The organism is Alteromonas sp. KUL42 (assembly GCF_006538325.1).
Lineage (GTDB): Bacteria > Pseudomonadota > Gammaproteobacteria > Enterobacterales > Alteromonadaceae > Alteromonas.
Genome location: NZ_BJKK01000001.1, coordinates 515122 through 539309 on the forward strand (window position 1 = coordinate 515122; position 24188 = coordinate 539309).

The window sequence follows — 24188 nt, forward strand, 5'->3', positions numbered from 1 at the left end:
GTAGATGAAAATGTAAAGTACCAAGACCGTGGGGTGCTTTAAGATTAGGTTTTCAAAACAATTGGCAGCAAATGCAGGCAAACAAGTGAGATCCCAACATGAGTGAACAGATCGAACAGGCGTTAGATAGAAAGTACGAAGCCGGTTTCTATTCAGAAATCGAGTCGGAAACGTTTGAAAGCGGCCTGGACGAGTCGGTTATCCGCCGCATATCAGCAATGAAAAACGAGCCTGAGTGGATGCTTGAATGGCGTTTGAAGTCTTATCATGCATGGCTAGAAATGGAAGAGCCGGACTGGGCGCACGTCGACTATCCAAAAATTGACTATCAGGCCATTTCTTATTACTCGGCACCAAAGAGTATGAAAGACAAGCCAAAGTCTCTTGATGAGGTCGACCCTGAGCTTCTTCGCACCTACGAAAAGCTTGGTATTCCGCTTCATGAGCAGGAAATGCTAGCCGGCGTTGCGGTAGATGCAGTATTCGACTCGGTATCTGTTGTAACTACCTTCCGCGACAAACTTGAAGAAGCGGGTGTAATCTTTTGCCCGATTTCTGAAGCACTACAGAAATATCCAGACCTAGTTAAAAAATACATTGGCTCGGTCGTTCCACGTACAGACAACTACTTCGCTGCGCTAAACAGTGCGGTATTTACCGACGGTTCGTTTGTTTATATTCCTAAAGGCACACGCTGCCCAATGGAGCTTTCTACGTATTTTCGTATTAACGAAATGAACACCGGGCAGTTCGAGCGTACCTTGATTGTTGCAGATGAAGGCAGTTATGTAAGTTACCTTGAAGGTTGTACCGCACCACAGCGCGATGAAAATCAGCTGCATGCCGCAGTGGTTGAGCTAGTGGCAATGGATGACGCGCAAATCAAATACTCAACGGTGCAAAACTGGTACCCAGGTGATGAGAACGGTAAAGGCGGTATTTACAACTTCGTGACTAAGCGTGGTGTAGCACATACCAATGCCAAAATTTCTTGGACACAGGTTGAAACGGGCTCAGCAGTAACGTGGAAGTACCCAAGCTGCGTACTTAAAGGCGACAACAGTGTAGGTGAATTCTACTCGGTAGCACTAACACGCGGTCGTCAGCAGGCTGATACTGGCACCAAGATGATTCACGTGGGTAAAAACACTAAGTCGACCATTATCTCTAAAGGTATCTCAGCGGGTAACAGTAATAACGCGTATCGCGGGCTGGTTCAAATGGGCCCACGCGCAGACGGTGCACGTAACTTCACCGAGTGTGACTCGCTACTTATTGGGGATAAGTGCGGTGCGCACACGTTCCCGTATATCGAAAGCCGTAACCCTTCAGCCATTGTTGAGCACGAAGCAACAACATCGAAGGTGAGCGACGAACAATTATTCCTGTGTCAGCAACGCGGTTTAGACACAGAAAAAGCCGTTTCTATGATTGTTAACGGTTTCTGTAAAGAAGTATTCAAAGAGCTGCCAATGGAATTTGCCGTAGAAGCCGGCAAACTGCTCGAAATTAGTCTTGAAGGTTCAGTGGGGTAATCAATGCTTAGTATCAAGAATTTACATGCCAGCGTGGAAGAGAAAAACATCATTAAAGGTCTTAACCTTGAAGTTAAACCTGGTGAAGTACACGCTATCATGGGCCCCAATGGTGCCGGTAAAAGTACACTAGGCTACGTGCTATCAGGTCGCGAAGGCTATGAAGTAAGCGATGGTGAAGTGTCATTAAATGGCAAAGACCTACTTGAACTAGAGGTAGAAGAGCGTGCCCGCGAAGGCCTTTTCCTTGCGTTCCAATACCCAGTTGAAATTCCTGGCGTAAGCAATATGGAATTTATGAAAGAGTCGGTTAACGCTATGCGCGAACAGCGCGGCGAAGAGCCGTTAACTGCCGCTGAGTTTTTAAAGAAAGCCAAAGAAGCATGTAAACAAGTACAGCTTCCACTGGATTTCTTAAAGCGCGGTGTTAACGAAGGTTTCTCTGGTGGTGAGAAGAAGCGTAACGAAATCATGCAAATGATTTTGTTAGAACCAAAGCTTTGTATTCTTGATGAATCAGACTCTGGCCTTGACGTAGATGCTCTTCAGGTTGTTGCAGATGGCGTAAACAGCCAACGCGACGGTGAGCGTAGCTTCATCGTTGTTACCCACTACCAGCGTCTTCTTGACTACATTAAGCCAGACTTTGTGCACATTCTAGCCGACGGCAAAATTGTGAAAAGCGGTGATGCGTCACTTGCGCTAGAAGTAGAGAAGAGCGGATATGCATTCCTTGGTAAAGCGTACGAGGAGGCTGAAGCATGAGTCAATGGCTAGAACAGGTCATTGATGCGGCGCAAATCTCCGATTACTTAGCGCCCGTGCGTCAGCAGGCCTTAGAAAAGTTAAAAGCCGATGGTTGGCCAGCGCGTAGAAACGAAAGCTGGCGTTTTACACCGCTTACGCCGGTAGAAAAGCGTGAAGCAAAGCAAGCGGTTCAAACAGAAAGTTTACCAATACCTGCTATCGATAACCTAAATGCTATCGACCTTGTATTTGTAGATGGTGTATTAGTCACGCAGATTAATACCCTTGATGTACCAGCTGGCATGAGTATCACGTCACTTAATAACGATGACGCCGCTACACAGCAAGCGATCAGCAGTGTATACGGTCAAGTCAAACCAACCCGTCACATGTTTGGTTTAGTCAACGACGCGTTGTGTCAACACGGTATATTCATCAATGTAGAAGCTGACGCGAAAATTGATACGCCAGTGCGTATTGTGAACATGACATCACAAGATGTAGATGCTCACACGCGTGTCGTAGTAAAGCTAGCCGAAGGCGCAAGAGCCACGGTTATTGAGCAAGGCTTTGGTGATACCGAAAGCTTAACAACTGCCTTCGCTGAATACGACTTGGCCGATGATGCGCATCTTGAGCACTATCGTTTTGCTATGTTTACGGGCAAAGCCAAGCAATTAGGTGGCAGCCACTTTAAACTGCATAACCGCACCACGCTAAATAGTACAATGGTAGGTTATGGTAGTGAACTATCGCGCTTAGACGTAGATATTCACCATGCTGGCGAATTTGCTGATGCGAAAATGAATGCCATTTACCTTCTGGCAGAAGGTGAGCTATTCGACCTTCATTCAACCATTGAGCACGCCATGCCTAATGGCACAACAGAAGAGAATGCCCGTGGGATCGTAGGCGATAAAGCTCGGGCTGTTTTTAATGGTCGCATTCATATTCATCGTGACGCGCAAAAGACATTGGCTGAGCTTAATAACCGTAACTTATTACTTTCTCGTCGCGGCGTTATTAACACCAAGCCTGAACTTGAAATTTATGCTGATGACGTTAAATGTGCCCACGGTGCAACGGTGGCTGAAATTGAAGAAGAAGCCTTGTATTACTTGCTAACTCGCGGTGTGTCGCGCAGTAAGGCACTAGTAATGCTTAACTTTGGCTTTATTCAAGAGCTTATTAACGACGTACCAAATACTGCGGTACGTGAATGGCTAGCGCCAATTTTAAGTGAGCGTTTCGCCCAAATGGAGGTGAAATGAGCTTAGATGTTGCAGCACTTCGTGCCCAGTTTCCCATTTTATCTAAAACGGTAGACGGCAAGCCGTTGGTATACCTTGATAACGCGGCTACCACGCAAAAGCCTCAGGCTGTGATTGACGCGTTAATGGATTTCTACACGGGTACGAATGCAAACGTGCACCGTGGTGCGCACCATTTATCTGATGAAGCCACACGCCGTTATGAAAATGCACGTAGCAGTGTTGCGAGTTTTATCAACGCAGGTGCCCGCGAAGAGGTTATTTGGACTTCAGGTACCACTGAAGCCATTAATATTGTTGCTAATGGCCTTGGTCAACTTCTTAGTGAAGGTGACGAAGTGATGGTGACTGAGCTTGAGCACCACGCAAACTTGGTTACTTGGCAACAAGCGTGTCGCCGCTCTGGTGCAACGCTAAATGTTGTACCTATTTTCGACAGCGGAGAGTTAGACGTAGACGCTTTTGATAGGCTGCTGTCTGACAACACCAAAATGGTGGCGTTCCCGCATGTATCCAATGCATTGGGCACGATAAACCCTATTAAACAGCTTACTCAAAAAGCTAAAGCGGTTGGTGCATGGGTGTTGGTTGATGGCGCACAAGGTATTGCTCACGGCGGTGTTGACGTACAAGACATCGGCTGTGATTTTTATGCATTTTCAGGGCACAAGCTATTTGGTCCAACGGGCATTGGCTGCTTGTGGGGCAAAAAAGACGTGCTTGAGATGTGGCCTGTATGGCAGGTAGGCGGCGAAATGATTAAAGACGTTACCTATCATGAAGCCACATGGGGTGCATTACCAAACCGCCTAGAGGCTGGTACGCCAAACATTGCTGGAGCCATCGGCATGGGCGCAGCGGTAGATTGGTTTAGTGCACTTGATGTACAAGCGCTACATGCACATGAGCAACAGCTACTTGCCTACGCGACCGAGCAAGCACAGTCCCTCGAGGGAATGCGCATTATTGGTACTGCTCCTAATAAAGTTGGGGTACTAAGCTTTTTACTGGACGGCGCGCATCCGGCAGATGTCGGTTTTATTCTTGACCGACAGGGCGTGGCAATTCGCACAGGTGATAACTGCGCGCAGCCATTAATGAAGCGCTTTGGTATTCCGGGCACGGCGCGTGCGTCGTTCTCAATTTATAACACGCTTGAAGAAGTCGACAGCTTATTTGCTGCACTTAAGAAAGCAAAAATGATGTTGGCCTAAGGAGGCATTATGAGTGTTGAAACCTTTGTACCAAATACAAAACTCATTTCGCTAACTGACAGTGCCGTTAAGCATTTCGAAAGTAAGCTTAAAGACAAGCCCGGTCAGTTAATTCGTTTATCGACAAAAGTAAGCGGCTGCACAGGTTACGCTTATGTACTTGATTTCGCAGACAGCGCACAAGCGGACGATGAAATCATCGAGATATCACCAAAGCTAAATGTCGCGGTAGCATCAGACGCTACAGATCTTTTACGTAATACAGAAATTGATTACGTAATGGAAGGCGTTAACGGCGTTATCAAATACAACAACCCTAACGTGGTTGACGAATGCGGTTGTGGCGAGAGCTTTAACGTAGGTTAATGGTTAAGGCCAGCAATAAAATAGGCACTAAGTAGTATATGAAGCAGAAGATGGTGACTACTGAGCGCGACTGTAAAGCGCGTTTAGTACCCGCGGGTAACCCAACCGTTATTCCTGAAGGCGAGTTTGTGAATATCACGCAAGAGCTCGGTGGTAATTATACGGTCACGTGGCGTGGAAACATGTATCGTATTGACGGTACAGACGCGGGGGCCATTGGCCGCAAAGCTATGACGCTGAGCTTTGATGCACCAGAAGACGGCAACATTAGCGAACAGCAAGTGTGGGATGCGTTAGAGACCATCTTCGACCCAGAAATACCCATTAACTTGGTGTCTCTTGGCCTTATCTACAAAGTAGACATCGACCAAGCTTCAGGTGATGTGAACATTGATATGACGCTCACTGCGCCAGGCTGCGGTATGGGACCAGTACTTGTCGGTGATGTGGAATATCGTGTTGCAATGGTGCCTCACGTTAAGAATGTGAATGTTGAGTTAGTCTTCGACCCAGCATGGTCACGGGAAATGATGAGCGAAGAAGCGCAGCTTGAAGCAGGGTTGTTCTTCTAACCCTATATCTCGTAATTATTATATGTACATGCAATAAACGGAAATAGTCATGCAATTACCCAGTAGCGACGACATTATTGATGATTTAGCGTTCTTTGATGATTGGGAACAGCGTTATCAGTACATTATCGATTTAGGTAAGTCTATTCCTGGTTTATCTGAAGACGCGAAAACACCAGAACGATTGGTGAAAGGATGCCAGAGTAGTGTTTGGTTAGTTGAATCTTATGACGGCAGCAAGATTACCTTTGACGTTGACAGTGATGCCGTTATCGTTCAAGGCCTTTTGGCGCTTGTTTTGGCGGCTTACAATAATCAAACGCCAAAGGATATTTTGGCGTTTGATATCGACGGATACTTTGAAGCGCTAGACTTAGAGCGTCATATAACCCCAACTCGGGGTAACGGTTTACGTGCAATCGTGGGCAAAATTCAAGAACTTGCTAAAGCAAATGCTTAGTATTCAATGTGCAGATATTGCATCAAGTAATGTCTGCATTCGCAACATAATGTGTACATTGTCATCATATTGTCACACAGTTTAAGCTAGTCTAAACCCACATTTATAAGCTAAAACAATGCTTTATGCCTGTTTTTATAAAGGTCTAGCAAAGCTGTAATTAATTGCCTATAATTCGCGACCAAAATTTTTAAAGATACATACTATTTGTTTGGAGAGAGAACATGGCTCTTGAGCGTACTTTTTCGATTATCAAGCCTGATGCGGTAGCTAAAAACGTAATCGGTGCAATTTACAACCGTTTCGAATCTGCAGGTCTTCGCATCGTGGCATCTAAGATGATCCACATGAGCAAAGAGCAAGCAGAAGGTTTCTATGCAGAACACAAAGAGCGTCCTTTCTTCGGCGCACTTGTAGACTTCATGACATCTGGTCCAGTTATGGTTCAAGTACTAGAAGGCGAAAACGCTGTTCTAGCTAACCGTGAAATCATGGGCGCTACTAACCCAGCTGACGCTGCTGCCGGAACACTTCGTTCAGACTACGCTGCGTCTATCGACGAAAACGCAGTACACGGTTCTGACGCACCAGAGTCTGCAGCTCGCGAAATCGCTTACTTCTTCTCTGAAGAAGAAATCTGCCCACGTACTCGCTAAGATTACAGAAGCAGTGAAGAACAGGGCTTTTAAGCCCTGTTTTTGTTTCTAAGCCCTTCTTAGTGTCTGAGCACGCTTTATGCTGCTTTGCTCGGCGCTCATTTAGGCGAACTAAACTGCGCTTCTCGCGCATTGCCTAAAACGCGTTCAGACACTAAGGACGATCATGTGCGCGCTTTATGCTGCTTTGCTCGGCGCTCATTTAGGCGAACTAAACTGCGCTTCTCGCGCATTGCCTAAAACGCGTTCAGACACTAAGGACGATCATGTGCGCGCTTTATGCTGCTTTGCTCGGCGCTCATTCAAGCGAACTAAACTAGGCTTCTCGTTCATCGCTAATATTAACGTTTGTCTGCGTTAAATCGACTTTTTCTCAAATCTCTTCTGTGGTAAAATCCGCGCAATTTTTAATCAGTGTGAATTGTTTGCTTAGTGCCAGTTTACGGCTTGTGCAATTAGCTGGTTATTACACCAATTTCAGTAGTAAGAGGGATTTCCCTCGAAGGTAAAAGGGTCAGTTTTTTTCATGGCAAAAACTAACTTATTAAATCTTAATCGCGAAGGCTTGCGCAATTTCTTCAAAGAAATGGGCGAGAAACCATTTCGTGCCGACCAGGTAATGAAATGGATATACCAACAAGGTGTTAGCGATTTTGAGCAGATGAGTAATCTCAATAAGAACCTGCGCGCCATGTTAATTGAAAACTGCGAAGTAAAAGCCCCTGAAATTGCCTACTACCAAGAAGCGAGTGACGGTACCATTAAGTTTGCATTGACACTTGAAGGTGGGCAGGAGGTCGAGTCTGTGTGGATCCCTGAAACAGACCGAGCGACCTTGTGTGTTTCTTCTCAGGTAGGTTGCGCCCTAGAATGTACGTTTTGCTCAACTGCTCAGCAAGGTTTTAACCGCAATCTAAGTGTTAGTGAGATTATCGGTCAGGTATGGCGTGTCGCCACTTTCCTCGGTTTGTCTAAAGACTCAAGTAAACGGCCAATCACTAATGTTGTTATGATGGGTATGGGCGAACCGCTTCTTAACCTTAAAAACGTAGTGCCGGCGATGGACATTATGCTTGATGACTTTGGTTTTGGTTTGTCTAAACGCCGTGTAACTCTAAGTACATCGGGTGTTGTGCCGGCACTTGATATGCTTGGCGATCAAATAGACGTTGCACTGGCTATTTCACTTCATGCACCAACAGACGAGCTACGAAACGAAATTGTGCCTATTAACAAAAAGTACAATATCGAAGCTTTCTTAGCGGGTGTTCGTCGTTATTTGGCGAAGTCTAAAGCGAACCAAGGCCGCGTTACGGTAGAATACGTTATGCTATCAAACATTAACGATAGTACCGAACAGGCGCACCAACTAGCAAAAGTATTAAAGGATACGCCAAGCAAAATAAACCTAATTCCGTTTAATCCTTACCCAGGTTCTCCCTACACATGTTCAAGTAATTCGCGTATTGATAGATTCGCAAAAGTACTTATGGAATATGGCTTTACCACCGTTGTGCGCAAGACTCGCGGTGATGATATTGACGCCGCTTGTGGTCAATTAGTGGGTGATGTTGTTGATAGAACGAAAAGATTATTGAAAAAACAGATGAAGGGCGAGTCAATTTCGGTAAAAATAGCCCAATAATCATTAAGATATTGGGGAAAACTATGCTTGAAACTTTGCGAACAGGATTACAAGTCAGTTTAATTGGCGCAGTACTGGCCTTGTCGGGGTGCGTAAGTAGCAATCAATCGAGTATTAATGGCGGCAATTTCGATAGAGAAGAGGCCGCCCGAACCCGAATGTCGCTTGGTTTAACCTATCTACAAAACAATAACTATACCCAAGCAAAGAAGAACCTCGATAAAGCGCTTGAATTCAACCCGCGTTCAGCGGATGTACAATATGCAATGGCTTACTATTATCAGCTTGTTGGTGACATTCAGCGAGCTGAAGACTTCTATGAAGGGGCCATCGATCTCGCACCTGAAAATGGTGATATTGCTAACAGCTTCGGGGCATTTAAGTGTCAAAATGGACAATACGAGCAAGCAAAAGCTTATTTTTTCGAGGCAATTAACAATCGTCTTTATGCTAATGCTGCGCAGACCTATGAAAACCTTGCACTGTGTGCGCAAAGCCAAGGTAAACTTGAAGACGCAATTGGGTATTTCAAAGAAGCATTGAAGCATCAGCCTGCAAGAGGCAAAACATTATTTTTGCTCACGGAGTCTTACATAATTTCCGAGCAATGGGACGTAGCCAAGGAAACGCTGACAAAGTATGAAAAAGTCGCCCGCATAACGCCAGATTCACTTTGGTTGGCCTATCAGATTGCGCTGGGACAAAAGGATATAGAAACGGCAAAGAGCTATGGCGAGATGCTAGTGTCCATGTATCCAGATAATGAACTCACTCAACGCTACCTTGCCAAGCGCAATGAACTCCAAAGTAAGGTAAGCAGAACTGTCAAACAAAAAGAATCTGTTAACGATGTTTCAGCTACTGCTTCGCAAGTGAACGAAAATACTTCAATATCGAGTGTGTCAAAAGCATCTTCACCACAGGAACAGGCTGAAAATACTGATTTATCGGCACAAACACCTAAAATCCATGTAGTAAAAGCGGGTGAAAACTTATATCGTATTTCACTGTTACACAATATTAAAATGGCAACGCTGCGAAAGTGGAACAACCTAGAAAAGAATGGCGCTATTATTGCTGGTCAGTCGCTTTGGTTAGTACCACCGAACATGCAGGAGGAATAAGGGGTAATGGTGTCAGAAGATAACGCGAACCAAGAAGTAAATTCGCAAGAACAAGAGAGCACGCCAAGTCCGGGGGCAATACTTAAAGCTCGCAGAGAGTCTTTGGGTTTGTCTCAACAGCAAATTGCCGAGAAATTATTTTTAAAAGCAAATCAAATCAATGATTTAGAGTGTGACGTAATAGATGAGAAGTCATCTGTTACTTTCACTAAAGGGTATGTAAGAAACTATGCCAAGCAATTAGGCCTGAATTCACAAGAGGTTATTGCCGCATTTGAACGCTTCCATAATCAAACATCTGTGCCTTCATCAACAAAGCTGCAGAGCTTTTCCAAGCGTGTTGCAAAACAGACACATGATGACAGATGGATGATGGTGACCTACATCATTTTACTTTTGATTGTCGCCGGTGTTGTTGTTTGGTGGTATCAACAACCAAATGATGATGATACGTCAGGTATTTCACTTTCTGAATCTGTAAAGCAAGAGGCTTCCAATACTCCAATTGAATCATCTTCAAACGAAAGTAATGCTGCTAGCCAAAATGGCTCAATTCAAATCAATGACGTTGAACTTGGCGGTAGCGAAGAAGAGGGAAATTTGCGTTCTGAAGCGATTGAGCCAGATGGAAGAGAGCTAGAGGAGACAGAGCAATCCTCAGGTACAATGGCGAGTGATAGTTCTAACACAGCACAAGCAGGAAGTCTTGATGACACAACGAGTGCGATACCTTCTCCACCTTCTGATGTAGATGACAGTAACAATTTAACTGAACTATTGACTGATAACGAACCTGAAACTGATGCTTTGGTGGTAAATGATATAAACAACGCTGCGCCTATATCAATGACGTTTACTTTTGATGAGGACTGCTGGGTTAATATTAAAGACGCGACTAATGAAGATATTGCTTATGGTGTAAAGCAAAAAGGGCGCGTGATGGAAATTCAAGGTATTCCACCGGTTGAAGTTACACTTGGTGCGCCGGATAATGTGCGCATATCGGTTAATGGCGAGCCCGTTGATATTTCTTCCTACCAAAACGGTAGAACTGCTCGTTTCACTCTTCCCATGTAGGTAATTAGATGTTTGCAGAGAGTCCTATTACGCGTAGAAAATCTACGCGTATTAATGTAGGTAATGTTCCTATTGGCGATGGTGCCCCAATTGCTGTTCAGTCTATGACGAACACACGCACTACGGATGTGGCGGCCACCGTTGATCAAATCAATCGCATTGTCGCCGTTGGTGGTGAGATTGTTCGTGTGTCAGTGCCCACCATGGAGGCTGCTGAAGCGTTTAAAGAAATAAAGCGCCAAGTAAGCGTACCTTTGGTTGCAGATATTCATTTTGATTATCGAATTGCCCTTAAAGTTGCTGAATATGGCGTAGATTGTTTGCGCATTAACCCTGGCAATATTGGCAATATGGAGCGGGTACGTTCAGTTGTCGATTGCGCAAAAGACAAAAATATCCCTATTCGCATTGGGGTAAATGGCGGGTCATTAGAAAAAGACTTGCAAGAAAAATACGGAGAGCCAACGCCAGAAGCCCTGGTAGAGTCGGCCATGCGCCATGTTGATATTCTAGATAAGCTGAACTTTGATCAGTTTAAAGTCAGTGTTAAAGCCTCTGACGTATTCTTGGCTGTAGGTGCTTACCGATTGTTAGCACAGAAAATTGATCAGCCACTTCATTTGGGAATAACAGAAGCCGGTGGTCAGCGAGCTGGCGCAGTAAAAAGTGCGGTAGGCCTTGGTATGCTTTTAGCTGAAGGTATTGGTGATACACTACGGGTGTCGCTCGCCGCCGACCCAGTTGAAGAAATTAAAGTGGGCTTTGATATTTTGAAGTCGCTCCGTATACGTTCGCGCGGGATCAATTTCATTGCATGCCCAAGTTGTTCTCGCCAAGAGTTTGATGTAATTGGCACGGTGAACGCCCTTGAACAGCGTCTTGAAGATATTCTTACACCAATGGACGTTTCTATTATAGGTTGTGTGGTCAATGGACCGGGTGAGGCTGAGGTTTCTGATCTTGGTCTGACTGGTGCGCGCAACATGAGTGGTTTATACGAAGACGGTAAGCGGGTTAAAGAGCGTTTGCCAAATGACGACTTAGTTGACAGGCTCGAAGCCAGGATACGTTCTAAGGCCGCTCGATTAAATGAAGAAAACAAAATTCAGGTATCGGTGAAAGACTAAACCTGTAACGTTGTTGTTTACAAGTAAAGCCCCTATAATGCGGGGCTTTTCACTATTTAGCAGTATGAGAATTTCACGTGGCTAAAACAATTCAGGCAATACGAGGCATGAATGATTGCCTACCGGAAATTTCCGGCACATGGCAAAAAGTTGAATCTGTACTTCGTCAGGTTGTGGCGAATTATGGTTATCAAGAAATACGCACTCCCATTGTTGAAAGTACCGACTTATTTAAACGTTCAATTGGTGAAGTGACGGATATCGTTGAGAAGGAAATGTACACCTTCGAAGATAGAAATGGTGACAGTTTAACACTTCGCCCGGAAGGCACTGCAAGCTGTGTACGCGCGGGTAATGAGCATGGACTCTTGTACAACCAGCAACAGCGTTTGTGGTACATGGGGCCGATGTTTAGGCACGAGCGTCCGCAAAAAGGCCGTTACCGCCAGTTCCACCAATTTGGCGTTGAAACCTATGGTATGGATGGCCCAGATATCGATTTAGAGGTTATTCTGCTGAGTGCTCGCTTGTGGAAAGCGTTTGGTATTGAGCAGCACGTGAAGTTGCAAATTAATACCCTAGGCTCGAATGAAGCAAGAGCGGCATACCGTGATACTTTGGTTGAGTTCCTCAAGGCACGTGCTGATAAGTTAGATGAAGACTCGTTACGTCGCCTAGAGAGTAATCCGTTGCGTGTACTTGATAGCAAGAATCCAGAAGTGCAAGCTGCTATTGAAGATGCCCCATCACTGATAGATCATTTAGATGAAGAGTCAAAAACGCATTTTGAGACCTTATGTGCGCGTTTGACTCAAGCTGGAATTGAGTTTGAAATCAATCCGCGTTTGGTGCGCGGTCTTGATTATTACAATCGAACGGTTTTTGAGTGGGTAACAGATAGTCTTGGTGCCCAAGGTACCGTTTGTGCGGGTGGCCGTTACGATGGCCTCGTAGAGCAATTAGGTGGTAAAGCTACTCCAGCAGTAGGCTTTGCAATGGGTATTGAGCGTTTGGTTCTGTTGCTAACCACACTGACAGAAGAAGGTCAGGACACTAGTTTTGTTGATGTGTATGTCACAGCAATGGGCGATGACGCGCAAGCGTATGCAATCGAAGTGTCAGAACACCTTCGCAATACGTTGCCTACAACCCGTGTGATGATGCATTGTGGCGGCGGCAACTTTAAGAAACAACTAAAGCGTGCGGATAAAACCGGCGCACGTCTGGCGCTACTTTTAGGCTCTGACGAAATGCAATCCCGCGTAGTAGGCGTAAAGCCATTGCGTGATGGTCAAGAACAAGTAACCGTTAGTTTCGATGCCTTAAGCGATAAGGTTGTCGAGATGCTAAACGTATAAAGTAAGAGGACATCATGGAACAGTTCGCAACAGAAGAACAACAAGTAGAAGCGATTAAACGTTTTTGGAAAGAACACGGCACAGCCATTATTGTTGGCGCGGCATTAGGTCTAGGTGGTTTGTGGGGATGGCGCTACTATTCAGAGTCGCAAATTCAAAGTAAAGAAGCGGCCTCTGTAGCATACCAAGAAGCGGTAGAAACCTTCGGCACAGAAGGCAGTGAAGCGAAAGTGAGCGCCTTCATTGATGCAAACAAAGACAGTGGCTATGCCAGTATTGCCAGCCTTCTAGCAGCGAAACAAGCCGCTGATTCTGGTGATTTAGACGCAGCCGCATCGCACTTAAATACCGTTGTTACCTTTGCTGAAAACAATGAATTAAAAGCGTTAGCGTCACTTCGCCTTGCTAGAGTGCAAATTGAAATGAACCAGCTGGACGCTGCGTTGTCTACGGTTAGCAATGTAACAAACGACGCATTTGCCGCTGAAGTTTCAGAAATAAAAGGCGATGTATATCAGAAACAAAACAAGTTTGACGATGCGCGTTTAGCTTACTCTAGTGCGTTAGAAAAAAATGCCAATAATCCGCTTTTACAAATGAAGCTAGATAATCTATCTGTCGCTACAGGGCAGTAATCGCGGGCCAACAGGCTGGTATAAAGAATAAAGAGGTACGCAATTTGTTTCACAAGACGTGTGGCCAGAAAGGTCGATTTGTTCGCACGATAGGTGTGGCACTGGCATTGTCGTTAACAATGTCGGGGTGCTCAACTGTCTCAGATTGGTTCACTGACGATGAAGAGCTTGAAATTCGTCGATTAAAGCCAATTGAAGCGAAATTTACGCCAAGGATTAATTGGGAAAGAGATATCGGCGATGGCGTTGAGCATTACTTCTCTCGTCTGCGCCCCGTATATGCTTACGACAAGTTGTACGCTGCTGACCGTCACGGTGCAGTAGTGGCTATGGAGCCAGCTACGGGTAAAATTCTATGGGAAAAGAATTTTGCTCAGTTTCGCTCTGAAGGCATGTTGAGCTCTGTCACCAAGCTGTGGCGCTCAGGTGAAACAGCGCGTATCGGTGGCATAGCTGTCGCTGATAGACATGTCTTTATTGGTACTGAAAACGGATACGTTGCAGCACTAGATGCGCAAACCGGTGAATTAGTTTGGGATGCAACAGTACCTGGTGAAGTACTTGCAGCGCCTGCTGCTGACGAAGGCATATTAGTAGTAAATACTGGCTCTGGTAGCTTGTTTGGTTTCAACACGCGCACAGGTGAACAGTTGTGGCGTCACGAAGGCGATACCCCTCCGCTTACGCTTAGAGGGATCTCAGGTCCAATAGCGTCAAACGGTGGAACAATTGTCGGAACACCTACGGGTAAAATACAGGTTAATCTTATTGAATCTGGCGTGTTAGCATGGGAAACAGCGATTGCAAAACCATCAGGTGCGACTGAACTTGAGCGTATTGTTGATATAGATACCACGCCGGTTTTATTTGGCGGTACTATTTATACTGTTTCTTATAACGGAACCTTGGCTGCGGTTGAATTGCGTTCGGGTCGTATTATTTGGAACCGTGAATATGCATCGTTTAGAAACTTGACCATAGACGGCAATAAAATGTTTGTTGTTGATAATAGTTCTAACGTGTATGCACTAGACAGACGTAATGGCGTAGAGCTTTGGTCTCAAGGTGGATTGAAGTTGCGTTCAGTTACTGCTGCTACGCCAGTAGGCGAGTATGTTGTAGTGGGCGATAACTGGGGCTTTTTACATTGGATAGAGCAAGAGACCGGTACCATTGTTGCGCGCCTTGATGTAGGCGGTGACGATGAAGACGACGCTATTTTTGCTGCGCCGCTAAAAGTGGACGACACTATTGTTACTGTTACTCGAAATGGTGTAGTTGCTTCAGTTAGCGCATCAAATTAATCTATTACATCTTCACTAAAATGGCGCTCAAGTTATGTCTTGTGCGCCGTTTTTCTTTTAATATTTCTTTTTTATCTAACTGAAATACTGTGGTGTAGGTTAGTTTACTGGGAATACCGTGATGAGGTATGGAACGTCATTGGTATTAGGTAGGTAACAAGGTATAATACACCATTAATTAATACCACAATGCCATAAACACCAAAAGCTGATTTGGCGTTTATGGCATTGTGGTTTGTGCTTTCATTACCCCTAGGATCTAATCAATGTTACCCGTTGTTGCTTTGGTAGGCCGCCCAAATGTTGGGAAGTCAACCTTGTTTAATCGTCTTACCAATACTCGTGATGCACTTGTAGCTGACTTTCCCGGTCTTACTCGAGACCGTAAATATGGCCAAGCTAAGTTCGAGAAGCGCCAATTTATTGTAGTGGATACAGGTGGGATTACGGGCGACGAAGAAGGTATTGATGCGGAAATGGCACAGCAATCTTTGCTTGCCATTGAAGAAGCCGATGTTGTTATGTTTTTGGTTGATGCCAGAGCGGGTTTATTGCCTGCTGATCAAGGGATTGCAGACCATTTACGCCGTATCAATAAAAAGGTGTTTGTGGTTGCAAATAAGGTTGACGGTATTGATGGCGACAGTGAGAGCGCAGAATTTTACTCTTTAGGTTTAGGTGATATTAAACAGATTGCTGCAGCACACGGTCGTGGCGTAAGCCAGTTGTTGCAAGATGCCCTCGCACCACTTGAATCCGATTTTCCTGATATGGAAGTGGTTGATGAAGTAACACAGGAAGACGAAGACGCTGAAGAGCAACGTCAACGCTTGCAAGATTTGCCTATCAAACTCGCCATTGTGGGTAAACCGAATGTGGGTAAATCCACATTGACTAACCGCATATTGGGTGAAGAAAGGGTCGTTGTATACGATATGCCCGGCACAACCCGAGACAGTGTTTATATTCCAATGGAGCGTGATGAGCGCGAATATATTCTTATCGACACGGCTGGCGTAAGAAAGCGTAAAAAAATCAGTGAAGCAATAGAGAAATTCTCTATTGTTAAAACCCTGCAAGCCATTGAAGAAGCTAACGTAGTGTTATTGGTTATTGATGCACGTGAAGGGATCACTGACCAAGACCTGAGCTTGCTTGGCTTTGTACTAAATTCTGGTCGTTCGTTGGTGTTGGCCGTGAACAAATGGGATGGCTTGAATACAGACGTTAAAGATGAAATTAAGCGAGAAATGGATAGACGACTTGGCTTTATCGACTTTGCGCGTATTCATTTTATATCTGCTTTGCACGGTTCGGGCGTTGGCAATTTGTTTGAATCAGTGCAGGAAGCCTATCAAAGTGCAACTAAACGAATCAATACGGCCTTACTCACGCAAATTATGGAAATGGCCCAAGACGACCACCAACCACCGCTGGTACGCGGACGTCGCGTAAAAATGAAATACGCCCATGCGGGTGGATATAATCCTCCGGTGATTGTAATACACGGCAACCAGGTTGACGATTTACCAAGCTCTTATAAACGCTTTTTGATGAACTACTTTAGAAAAGCATTAGAAATAATGGGCACGCCAATAAAGATTGAATTTAGAGAAGGGAATAACCCCTTTGAAGGTAAAAAGAATAACCTTACTTTGGCACAGCAGCGTAAGCGCCGTCGTATGATGTCGTACTACAAAGACAAAAAGTAAAAGTTTCAAAATACACCAAAGCGCACGATATGTGCGCTTTTTGCTATGAGGCGTCCAAATTAGAAGCGTTCAAATCAGAGGCGTTCAAATCAGAAGCGTCTAAATTAGAAGCTTTCAAATTAGATAAATTGGCTCTAGTGACTGGATCTCAGTACTGTTAAGGCACTGTGACCATCATCATACAGACAACTCGTCTTTTTGCGGGTTTACTCTTCCAGCAATGAGCGAACATTCTTCATTAAGGTAGATTCTTTCGGTACTTCTACGCGGGTAATTAATTCGTTCACCAACTTATCTGAATAGTCAGTAGGAAACGTAGTGGCGACTTTTATAATTTTGTCTTCCCGACGAAATACATAGGTCGATGCATAGATAGTGGGTGTGCTGTCTGACTCTGCTTTAAGTCCTAAACGCCAACCTGTTATTTCACCATTTACAAAATAAGGTGATGCTGGGTTGGGTAAGCTTAAGGTTAAATGTTGCATATTTGCCACGGAATTTGCTTTTTCTAAGTCATCATCAAGCTGCTTATTTAACAGCGCGTCAACTTCGGTATTCAGCGGCTCCAATATGGGATATACAGATACATCCAATAAAGCATCTTCGAATGTAGGGTGAGTGTAGCGGGTTATGACTCCACTGAAGGGGTCTGCGTATAACTGTGTATCTAATTTGGTAAATTCGCCCACAGTCTCAGGCACTTGTAAGCTATTTTCATAGTTACTCGCCTCTAGCGCATTAAATAAAAAGCGACTAGAAAAAAGGGCAGACTGCTCTACGTGTTTTAGCCATTGAGAAACCAGAACCTCTGCGATGGCTCTGCCTTCTTCTATATTTACATCTGCTTCGTTTTGAGTTTGCGACGCAGTGATAAATGAGTCGAGTTCTAACCCACGCCACTGAATAGTGAATTCGGCATACTGGCTTTGCATACTTCCATCACTTGTTCCAACATTGGCGATTAACAATTCGTAGTCACTACCTTCATTGAAAGGATGTAGTGACACAAAAGCATCTGAGTTTTTAAGTGCCAATACAAATGCGTTAGGTGATACTGCATCATCCTTGCAGTTTTCTTTTTTGAATTGTTCAGCACACGTTGTTTCCAGTAAGTCACTGGGATAACTCGAATATACAGAAAGAGGCGTGTGTATAGGCGAGATAGCAGTGGCCTTGGCTTGTGAACAAAACATTGTGCTACATAACACAACTGAAACCGCCACGCTGTGGAAAACGTTTAAAAAGGTACTATGCAATCTTGCCGCCTCCGTACGTGAATGCATCAACGACTATTAATTCGAGCGCTTATTTATTGATACTACTTTACTGGTTATTTCACCGTCAGTCACTCGTGTTTTTATTTCATTTCCTATTTTTATCGCATCAACGCTGCTTACCGTCTCATCGCCATGCAAAGTAATACTGTAACCCCTTGCAAGTGTGGATAAAGGGCTAACCGACTGTAACAATTGCGCGCTACTTGCTAGTTCACGTTTCTTGGTTACCAGCAAACGTTGAATGTTATTATTGAGTTGCGTAGTTAAATAATTCAGCGTATCACGAGCGCGAGCGAGTTTGGCTGTTGGCGCTTGTTGATTCAACTTACCTTCTACATACTGTAATCGCTTGTCGTGCTTCGCAATGTGATTTTGTATTTGGTGGACGAGTTTTATTTGAAGCGCATCTAACGCTTGCCATTGATAACGAATTTTATTCTCGGGATGAAGGCTATCGAGTCGTTGTTTCAAAAGTAAAAGCTGTTGCCTGTTAGCTTGAACATAATGCAGCATTGCTCGAGATAAACGCTGTTTCTGCTGAGCTAAATTTCCAAGCAATGCGTTAGCGTCCTGACTTAGAATTTCTGCCGCGGCTGAAGGTGTTGGAGCCCTAACATCAGCGACAAAATCTGCTATGGTAAAGTCGATTTCGTGACCGACTGCGCTCACTATCGGTATACTGCTAGCGGCAATTTCCCTAGCAAGGCCTTCGTCATTGAAACACCATAGGTCTTCTAAAGAGCCGCCGCCGCGGGTCAACAAAATAACGTCAACTTCTTTGCGGGCATTGGCGAGGTGTAGCGCATTAATTAACTGTTGTACGGCTAACTCACCCTGAACCATTGATGGGTATACAATGACTTCCGTTTGTGGGCTTCTGCGCTTAAGAACACTAAGTACATCATGAAGCGCAGCGCCACTTGATGATGTGATAACGCCAATACGGCGAATATGTTCTGGCAAAGGGCGTTTATTTGTTACATCAAATAAGCCCTCATTATTTAATTTGAATTTTAAAGCTTCAAAGGCTTGCTTGAGTGCGCCTTCGCCGTCACTTTCCATATGTTCAACAACAAGTTGGTAGTCGCCTCTTGCCTCATATAAGCCAACTGATGCACGCACTAATATTTTGTCGCCTTCTTTCGGACGAATGCGTACATTGCGATTTGCGCCTTTGAACATGGCTGCGCGAACTTGGGCTTTGTTATCTTTTAACGTGAAGTACCAATGCCCCGATGCCGCAGAGACAAAATTGGAGATTTCAGCAGAAAGCCAAACAAGCCCAATTTCGCCTTCAAGCACGGTTCTGGCCAAGCGATTTAGCTTGGTAACTGTTAAAATTTGTCGCGAAGTAGATGGTGAATTTGTAAACATAAAAAAAATCACTGGGTTTAATGCATTTAGAGTTTACCTGAAAAGTAAAAAACACTACAATTGCGCCGCAATTAACCCTCAACTGAATAGGTGTTGTTGCATGCTACGTATCATCCAAGAAGCCCTGACGTTCGACGATGTGTTGCTGGTTCCCGGCCACTCGACCGTCCTCCCTCACACTGCAAATTTACAAACACGTCTAACACGTGGTGTAACGCTAAACATTCCAATGGTGTCTGCTGCCATGGACACAGTTTCTGAGGCCCGTTTAGCCATCGCGCTAGCACAAGAGGGTGGCATTGGCTTCATTCACAAAAACATGAAGCCTGAAGAGCAAGCTAAGCACGTACGTGAAGTTAAAAAGTACGAAAGTGGTGTGGTATCAGACCCAGTAACCGTTGCCAAAGACGCTACTATTGGCGAGGTAATTGCCCTTTCGAAACGTCTTGGCTACTCAGGTTTCCCCGTTACCGACAAAGACAATAACTTAATTGGTATTGTAACGGGTCGTGATCTTCGCTTTGAAAAGCGCCTTGAATTGCCAATCAGTAACGTTATGACCGGTAAGGATGATCTGGTTACCGTTAAAGAGGGGGCAAGTTCTGATGAAGTACTCGACCTTATGCACGAACACCGTATTGAAAAGATCCTTGTGGTTGACGATACGTTTAAACTAACGGGTCTAATTACCGTAAAAGATTTCCAAAAAGCCGAAAATAAGCCAAACGCGTGTAAAGACTCTTTGGGTCGTCTTCGTGTTGGTGCCGCAGTAAGCGTAGGACCCGGCACAGATGAGCGTATTGCATTATTGGTTGACGCGGGGGTTGACGTATTGTTAATTGATACCTCACACGGTCACTCTCAAGGTGTTATTGAACGCGTTAAAAAAGTACGTGCTGACTACCCAGACGTGCAAATTATTGCGGGCAATGTTGCTACTGGCGACGGTGCAAAAGCACTTGCTGAAGCAGGTGTTGATGCGGTTAAAGTGGGTATTGGCCCAGGCTCAATTTGTACAACCCGAATTGTTACAGGTTGTGGTGTACCGCAAATTACGGCGGTTTCAGATGCTGTTGAAGCACTTAAAGGTACTGATATTCCGGTAATTGCAGACGGTGGTATTCGCTTCTCGGGCGATATCGCCAAAGCACTAGCGGCAGGGGCAAGTTGTGTCATGGTTGGCAGTATGTTGGCAGGTACAGAAGAGGCGCCAGGGGAAGTAGAGCTTTATCAAGGCCGCTACTACAAGTCATATCGCGGTATGGGTTCACTGGGTGCTATGAACCAAAGTCATGGTTCATCTGATCGCTATTTCCAAGAATCTAACAATGCTGAAAAGTTAGTGCCAGAAGGTATTGAAGGTCGCGTTGCTTATAAAGGTCCAATTGCTAATATTATTCATCAGCAAATGGGCGGTCTGCGCTCGGCTATGGGACTAACTGGTTGTGCAACAATTGAAGAACTCAATACTAAAGCGCAGTTTGTGCGCGTTACATCAGCGGGTATGGGTGAAAGCCACGTACATGATGTAAGCATTACCAAAGAAGCGCCAAACTACCGTTTAGGTTAAGGCGAGTTACCGTTCAGTGTGTTAGTGTTTAACACTACCACACTGTAAACCCATCCTTGGACTTGGCCTTGGCAGTAATGCCTCGGACAGGTTGTTTACAACCACTTTGCTTACGCGTCATTGTGAAATGTTGCACAGTGGTTGGAAAAAGAAAAAAGGCTTTTTATGAGTTCAAACATACACGCGCAACGCATACTTATTTTGGATTTTGGCTCGCAATATACGCAGTTGATAGCACGTCGTGTTCGTGAAATCGGTGTTTACTGTGAGCTTTGGGCTTGGGATGTCACAGAAGAACAAATTCGTGAGTTCAATCCACAAGGTATAATCTTATCTGGTGGCCCAGAGTCTGTAACTGAAACAGGCTCACCTCGTGCGCCTCAATACGTATTTGACGCCGGTGTGCCTGTACTAGGTGTGTGCTACGGCATGCAGACAATGGCAGAGCAACTTGGTGGCGCTGTACAAGGTTCAGACAAGCGTGAATTTGGTTATGCGCAAGTAGAAGTTGTCAAACCAAGTCCTCTACTGGATAAAATAGAAGATGCTATTAGCGATAATGGCTCTGCTTTACTTGATGTATGGATGAGTCACGGCGATAAAGTAGCGTCTATTCCTGCTGGCTTTGAAACGGTAGCGCAAACGCCATCTTGCCCCCATGCGGCAATGTACAATGAAGAGAAGCAATTCTACGGTGTACAGTTCCACCCAGAAGTAACTCACACCCGTCAAGGTATGCGTCTACTTACACACTTTGTCATGGATATTTGTAAGTGTGAAAAATTATGGACCGCTGGCGCTATTATTGAAGATGCTATTGAGCGTATTAAAGAAAAAGTGGGTGACGAAGAAGTTATCCTTGGACTTTCTGGTGGTGTAGATTCATCGGTAACGGCCATGTTACTTCACCGTGCAATTGGTCCTAAATTAACCTGTGTATTTGTAGACAATGGATTACTTCGCTTAAATGAAGCGGACCAAGTCATGGAAATGTTCGGCGACCACTTCGGCTTAAATATTATTCGTGTTGATGCAGAAGCGCGTTTCCTAGATCGATTGAAAGGTGTAGAAGATCCAGAACTTAAGCGCAAAGCAATTGGTAACGAGTTTGTTCGTGTCTTCGACGAAGAAGCGAGCAAACGCGAAAATGCCAAGTGGTTAGCACAAGGGACTATCTACCCTGATGTGATTGAATCAGCAGGCTCCGCAACGGGTAAAGCACACGTTATTAAATCGCACCATAACGTGGGGGGGTTGCCTGAAGATATGGAGCTAGGCCTTGTTGAGCCTCTGCGTGAGCTATTCAAAGATGAAGTACGCAAAATTGGCCTTGAGCTAGGTTTGCCGTACGACATGCTTTATCGCCATCCTTTCCCAGGACCAGGCCTTGGTGTTCGCGTACTTGGTGAAATTAAGAAAGAGTATTGCGACTTACTTCGCCGTGCTGATGCTATTTTCATTGAAGAGCTTTACGCTGCCGATTTATACCAGAAAGTAAGCCAAGCCTTTACAGTATTCTTACCGGTACGCTCTGTGGGCGTAATGGGTGATGCGCGCAAGTACGATTGGGTAGTAAGCTTGCGTGCAGTAGAAACCATTGACTTTATGACCGCACATTGGGCGCACTTGCCATACGATTTCTTAGGAAAGGTGTCTAACCGTATCATCAATGAAGTCGACGGTATTAGCCGTGTGGTTTACGATATTTCAGGTAAACCGCCTGCCACGATTGAGTGGGAGTAGTTTGTCTTGTGTAAGTCATTGATTTGATTGAGTTGATGGCTTACACATCACTTTTGCATACAGAAGTAATTTATTGATTTTATCTCGTACTCTGTAGGTGAGATATTTCCTAATTTATAATGCCGCTGTTTTTGATTGAAAATTGTTCGATGCATTCAATAATACCAGTCATTACTTCACGCCTTGTTTGATAACGACGGTAGTTAATTCGTTCTGATTTCAAACTGCGGAAGAGTCGTTCTGTAACCATATTATCTAAACAGTTTCCCGCTGTTCATTTCCATAGCGAAAAGGCTGAAGCTTTTTTAACAGGCTATTGTCACTTTTTAGTTACTCAACTTCTTTTTCTAACTCCTGAGTACGAATTTGCTCAGGCGTTAATGCACTAGTTTTTTGCGTGATACCATGTTGCTCTTTTCTGTATTGGTTTACCAGCATTGAATTAAAGATAATCCAACATTCATCGCTACTACATCTTTGTTTTTATAACCATAAAAAACGACTAGCTCTGCACACTCACGTTTAAATACAGCTGTTAATGTTTTCTTTGGCATTTTGACCTGGTTAGTTAATTGAATTTTATCTCTAGCGAAGTTTCTAGTTAAATCATACTGTTACAACTGCCGGTATATTGAAAGGTTGACTTGCTGAAGGGCGGAAAAGCAGTAGAATAAGGGTAATAGCAATTAAGCTTGCGTTTAGAGCCTCCAAAAGAGATGCAGTGAAACTGCAGTTGCTACCATTGCTTGAATTAGAAGAAGTGAATGTTGTTGCTGCGCCAACTAATTACGGTGGCGTCACAATTCTTAATTTAGGCGAGAGTGCTATATCTACTTTGAGTAGCAAACGTAATATCGAAGCGCTTTTAATTGATGACGTAGCCGCTGCTGAATTACAACAGCCATCGACAGCGAGCAATGCCCCGCATTTAACTAACTAGATGGCGTAGATGAGCGTGAGCAGTATGAGCATCTTAGCCAATTACTCCGCATTCAGAAAGCAACGAGAGACAAAAGATGAAATTCTCTGAAATTGAACTTCCTTCCAATCGAAATTTTGGTTTTTTCTCTGTGTTCGTCTTCGCAGTGGTAGCAGCTTATTTCTATTGCTCAGACAATTCAACTTTGGCATATGTGTTTGTTGCAGCAGCAATGATATTTCTGCTTGTCACACTGATAAAGAACGATGCACTTCTACCTCTAAACAAGCTATGGATGCGTTTGGGGCTTTTACTTGGCATGATAGTTAGCCCAATCGTACTAGGGATTATTTTCTTTGGGCTCTTCACACCCATTGCAATTCTCATGCGTCTCAGTGGGCGAGATGAGCTACGTTTAAAGTTTACTCAGAAAACTAGTTACTGGATTTCGCGCGGTGAACCAATCAAACCTGAATCATTCAAACAGCAATTTTAATAAAGG

General features: G+C 44.5%; 22 protein-coding genes. 20 read left to right on the top strand and 2 right to left on the bottom strand.

Annotated features, from left to right (window positions below; genetic code table 11):
* Positions 1-98: 98 nt before the first annotated feature.
* The 16 genes from sufB (at position 99) to der (ending at position 16803) form a co-directional block, all read left to right on the top strand.
* The gene (gene sufB, locus EYR97_RS02195) at positions 99-1535 is read left to right on the top strand and encodes a Fe-S cluster assembly protein SufB (protein ID WP_131092196.1); all 1437 of its coding nucleotides are present in this window, start codon (positions 99-101) and stop codon (positions 1533-1535) included.
* Between the two features lie 3 nt (positions 1536-1538).
* The gene (gene sufC / locus EYR97_RS02200) at positions 1539-2300 is read left to right on the top strand and encodes a Fe-S cluster assembly ATPase SufC (protein WP_131092197.1); all 762 of its coding nucleotides are present in this window, start codon (positions 1539-1541) and stop codon (positions 2298-2300) included.
* Positions 2297-3553, top strand: a complete 1257-nt coding sequence (gene sufD, locus EYR97_RS02205; protein ID WP_131092198.1) for a Fe-S cluster assembly protein SufD — start codon at positions 2297-2299, stop codon at positions 3551-3553. Before sufC ends, sufD begins: the two co-directional genes overlap by 4 nt.
* Positions 3550-4767, top strand: coding sequence for an aminotransferase class V-fold PLP-dependent enzyme (locus EYR97_RS02210; RefSeq protein WP_131092199.1), 1218 nt, complete (start codon positions 3550-3552; stop codon positions 4765-4767). Before sufD ends, EYR97_RS02210 begins: the two co-directional genes overlap by 4 nt.
* Positions 4768-4776: 9 nt before the next feature.
* Positions 4777-5133 carry an iron-sulfur cluster assembly accessory protein gene (locus EYR97_RS02215; RefSeq protein WP_131092200.1) on the top strand — a complete coding sequence of 119 codons (357 nt, stop codon included), beginning with the start codon at positions 4777-4779 and terminating at the stop codon, positions 5131-5133.
* Between the two features lie 38 nt (positions 5134-5171).
* Positions 5172-5705, top strand: a complete 534-nt coding sequence (sufT, locus tag EYR97_RS02220) for a putative Fe-S cluster assembly protein SufT (RefSeq protein WP_131092201.1) — start codon at positions 5172-5174, stop codon at positions 5703-5705.
* A gap of 49 nt (positions 5706-5754) precedes the next feature.
* Positions 5755-6165 (top strand): SufE family protein, encoded by a 411-nt coding sequence (locus EYR97_RS02225; RefSeq protein WP_131092202.1) that lies wholly within the window; start codon positions 5755-5757, stop codon positions 6163-6165.
* 224 nt (positions 6166-6389) lie between these two features.
* Positions 6390-6821 carry a nucleoside-diphosphate kinase gene (gene ndk, locus EYR97_RS02230; RefSeq protein WP_012519000.1) on the top strand — a complete coding sequence of 144 codons (432 nt, stop codon included), beginning with the start codon at positions 6390-6392 and terminating at the stop codon, positions 6819-6821.
* A gap of 526 nt (positions 6822-7347) precedes the next feature.
* Positions 7348-8466 (top strand): bifunctional tRNA (adenosine(37)-C2)-methyltransferase TrmG/ribosomal RNA large subunit methyltransferase RlmN, encoded by a 1119-nt coding sequence (locus tag EYR97_RS02235; protein WP_131092203.1) that lies wholly within the window; start codon positions 7348-7350, stop codon positions 8464-8466.
* Between the two features lie 23 nt (positions 8467-8489).
* The gene (pilW, locus tag EYR97_RS02240; protein ID WP_131092204.1) at positions 8490-9590 is read left to right on the top strand and encodes a type IV pilus biogenesis/stability protein PilW; all 1101 of its coding nucleotides are present in this window, start codon (positions 8490-8492) and stop codon (positions 9588-9590) included.
* A 6-nt stretch (positions 9591-9596) separates the two neighbouring features.
* On the top strand, positions 9597-10667 hold the full coding sequence (locus tag EYR97_RS02245; protein WP_131092205.1) for a RodZ domain-containing protein: 1071 nt from the start codon (positions 9597-9599) through the stop codon (positions 10665-10667).
* A gap of 8 nt (positions 10668-10675) precedes the next feature.
* The gene (gene ispG / locus EYR97_RS02250) at positions 10676-11794 is read left to right on the top strand and encodes a flavodoxin-dependent (E)-4-hydroxy-3-methylbut-2-enyl-diphosphate synthase (protein WP_131092206.1); all 1119 of its coding nucleotides are present in this window, start codon (positions 10676-10678) and stop codon (positions 11792-11794) included.
* A 77-nt stretch (positions 11795-11871) separates the two neighbouring features.
* On the top strand, positions 11872-13152 hold the full coding sequence (hisS, locus tag EYR97_RS02255; protein ID WP_131092207.1) for a histidine--tRNA ligase: 1281 nt from the start codon (positions 11872-11874) through the stop codon (positions 13150-13152).
* 14 nt (positions 13153-13166) lie between these two features.
* A complete protein-coding gene (locus EYR97_RS02260; protein WP_131092208.1) occupies positions 13167-13787 on the top strand; it encodes a tetratricopeptide repeat protein in 621 nt (206 codons plus the stop codon).
* 44 nt (positions 13788-13831) lie between these two features.
* The gene (gene bamB / locus EYR97_RS02265; RefSeq protein WP_131092209.1) at positions 13832-15091 is read left to right on the top strand and encodes an outer membrane protein assembly factor BamB; all 1260 of its coding nucleotides are present in this window, start codon (positions 13832-13834) and stop codon (positions 15089-15091) included.
* 266 nt (positions 15092-15357) lie between these two features.
* Positions 15358-16803, top strand: a complete 1446-nt coding sequence (gene der, locus EYR97_RS02270) for a ribosome biogenesis GTPase Der (protein ID WP_131092210.1) — start codon at positions 15358-15360, stop codon at positions 16801-16803.
* 206 nt (positions 16804-17009) lie between these two features.
* Here der and EYR97_RS02275 read toward each other — a convergent pair whose 3' ends face one another.
* On the bottom strand, positions 17010-17996 hold the full coding sequence (locus EYR97_RS02275) for a hypothetical protein (protein WP_131092211.1): 987 nt from the start codon (positions 17994-17996) through the stop codon (positions 17010-17012).
* 99 nt (positions 17997-18095) lie between these two features.
* Complete coding sequence (gene xseA / locus EYR97_RS02280) at positions 18096-19454, bottom strand: exodeoxyribonuclease VII large subunit (protein ID WP_131092212.1); 1359 nt, start codon at positions 19452-19454, stop codon at positions 18096-18098.
* A gap of 100 nt (positions 19455-19554) precedes the next feature.
* Here xseA and guaB point away from each other — a divergent pair, with 100 nt between their 5' ends.
* From guaB to EYR97_RS02300, 4 genes are all read left to right on the top strand, one after another.
* Entirely contained in the window at positions 19555-21024 is a 1470-nt protein-coding gene (guaB, locus tag EYR97_RS02285; protein ID WP_131092213.1) for an IMP dehydrogenase, read from the top strand.
* A 165-nt stretch (positions 21025-21189) separates the two neighbouring features.
* Positions 21190-22767 carry a glutamine-hydrolyzing GMP synthase gene (guaA, locus tag EYR97_RS02290; protein WP_131092214.1) on the top strand — a complete coding sequence of 526 codons (1578 nt, stop codon included), beginning with the start codon at positions 21190-21192 and terminating at the stop codon, positions 22765-22767.
* 721 nt (positions 22768-23488) lie between these two features.
* Positions 23489-23707, top strand: a complete 219-nt coding sequence (locus tag EYR97_RS02295; RefSeq protein WP_131092215.1) for a hypothetical protein — start codon at positions 23489-23491, stop codon at positions 23705-23707.
* 76 nt (positions 23708-23783) lie between these two features.
* A complete protein-coding gene (locus EYR97_RS02300; protein WP_131092216.1) occupies positions 23784-24182 on the top strand; it encodes an SxtJ family membrane protein in 399 nt (132 codons plus the stop codon).
* Positions 24183-24188: the final 6 nt, after the last annotated feature.

Bases quoted from the DNA above. Each gene is read 5' to 3' on its own strand.
- sufB (WP_131092196.1), top strand. From the start codon at position 99: ATGAGTGAACAGATCGAACAGGCGTTAGATAGAAAGTACGAAGCCGGT.
- sufC (WP_131092197.1), top strand. From the start codon at position 1,539: ATGCTTAGTATCAAGAATTTACATGCCAGCGTGGAAGAGAAAAACATC.
- sufD (WP_131092198.1), top strand. From the start codon at position 2,297: ATGAGTCAATGGCTAGAACAGGTCATTGATGCGGCGCAAATCTCCGAT.
- EYR97_RS02210 (WP_131092199.1), top strand. From the start codon at position 3,550: ATGAGCTTAGATGTTGCAGCACTTCGTGCCCAGTTTCCCATTTTATCT.
- EYR97_RS02215 (WP_131092200.1), top strand. From the start codon at position 4,777: ATGAGTGTTGAAACCTTTGTACCAAATACAAAACTCATTTCGCTAACT.
- sufT (WP_131092201.1), top strand. From the start codon at position 5,172: ATGAAGCAGAAGATGGTGACTACTGAGCGCGACTGTAAAGCGCGTTTA.
- EYR97_RS02225 (WP_131092202.1), top strand. From the start codon at position 5,755: ATGCAATTACCCAGTAGCGACGACATTATTGATGATTTAGCGTTCTTT.
- ndk (WP_012519000.1), top strand. From the start codon at position 6,390: ATGGCTCTTGAGCGTACTTTTTCGATTATCAAGCCTGATGCGGTAGCT.
- EYR97_RS02235 (WP_131092203.1), top strand. From the start codon at position 7,348: ATGGCAAAAACTAACTTATTAAATCTTAATCGCGAAGGCTTGCGCAAT.
- pilW (WP_131092204.1), top strand. From the start codon at position 8,490: ATGCTTGAAACTTTGCGAACAGGATTACAAGTCAGTTTAATTGGCGCA.
- EYR97_RS02245 (WP_131092205.1), top strand. From the start codon at position 9,597: ATGGTGTCAGAAGATAACGCGAACCAAGAAGTAAATTCGCAAGAACAA.
- ispG (WP_131092206.1), top strand. From the start codon at position 10,676: ATGTTTGCAGAGAGTCCTATTACGCGTAGAAAATCTACGCGTATTAAT.
- EYR97_RS02260 (WP_131092208.1), top strand. From the start codon at position 13,167: ATGGAACAGTTCGCAACAGAAGAACAACAAGTAGAAGCGATTAAACGT.
- der (WP_131092210.1), top strand. From the start codon at position 15,358: ATGTTACCCGTTGTTGCTTTGGTAGGCCGCCCAAATGTTGGGAAGTCA.
- EYR97_RS02275 (WP_131092211.1), bottom strand. From the start codon at position 17,996: ATGTTTTGTTCACAAGCCAAGGCCACTGCTATCTCGCCTATACACACG.
- xseA (WP_131092212.1), bottom strand. From the start codon at position 19,454: ATGTTTACAAATTCACCATCTACTTCGCGACAAATTTTAACAGTTACC.
- guaB (WP_131092213.1), top strand. From the start codon at position 19,555: ATGCTACGTATCATCCAAGAAGCCCTGACGTTCGACGATGTGTTGCTG.
- guaA (WP_131092214.1), top strand. From the start codon at position 21,190: ATGAGTTCAAACATACACGCGCAACGCATACTTATTTTGGATTTTGGC.
- EYR97_RS02300 (WP_131092216.1), top strand. From the start codon at position 23,784: ATGAAATTCTCTGAAATTGAACTTCCTTCCAATCGAAATTTTGGTTTT.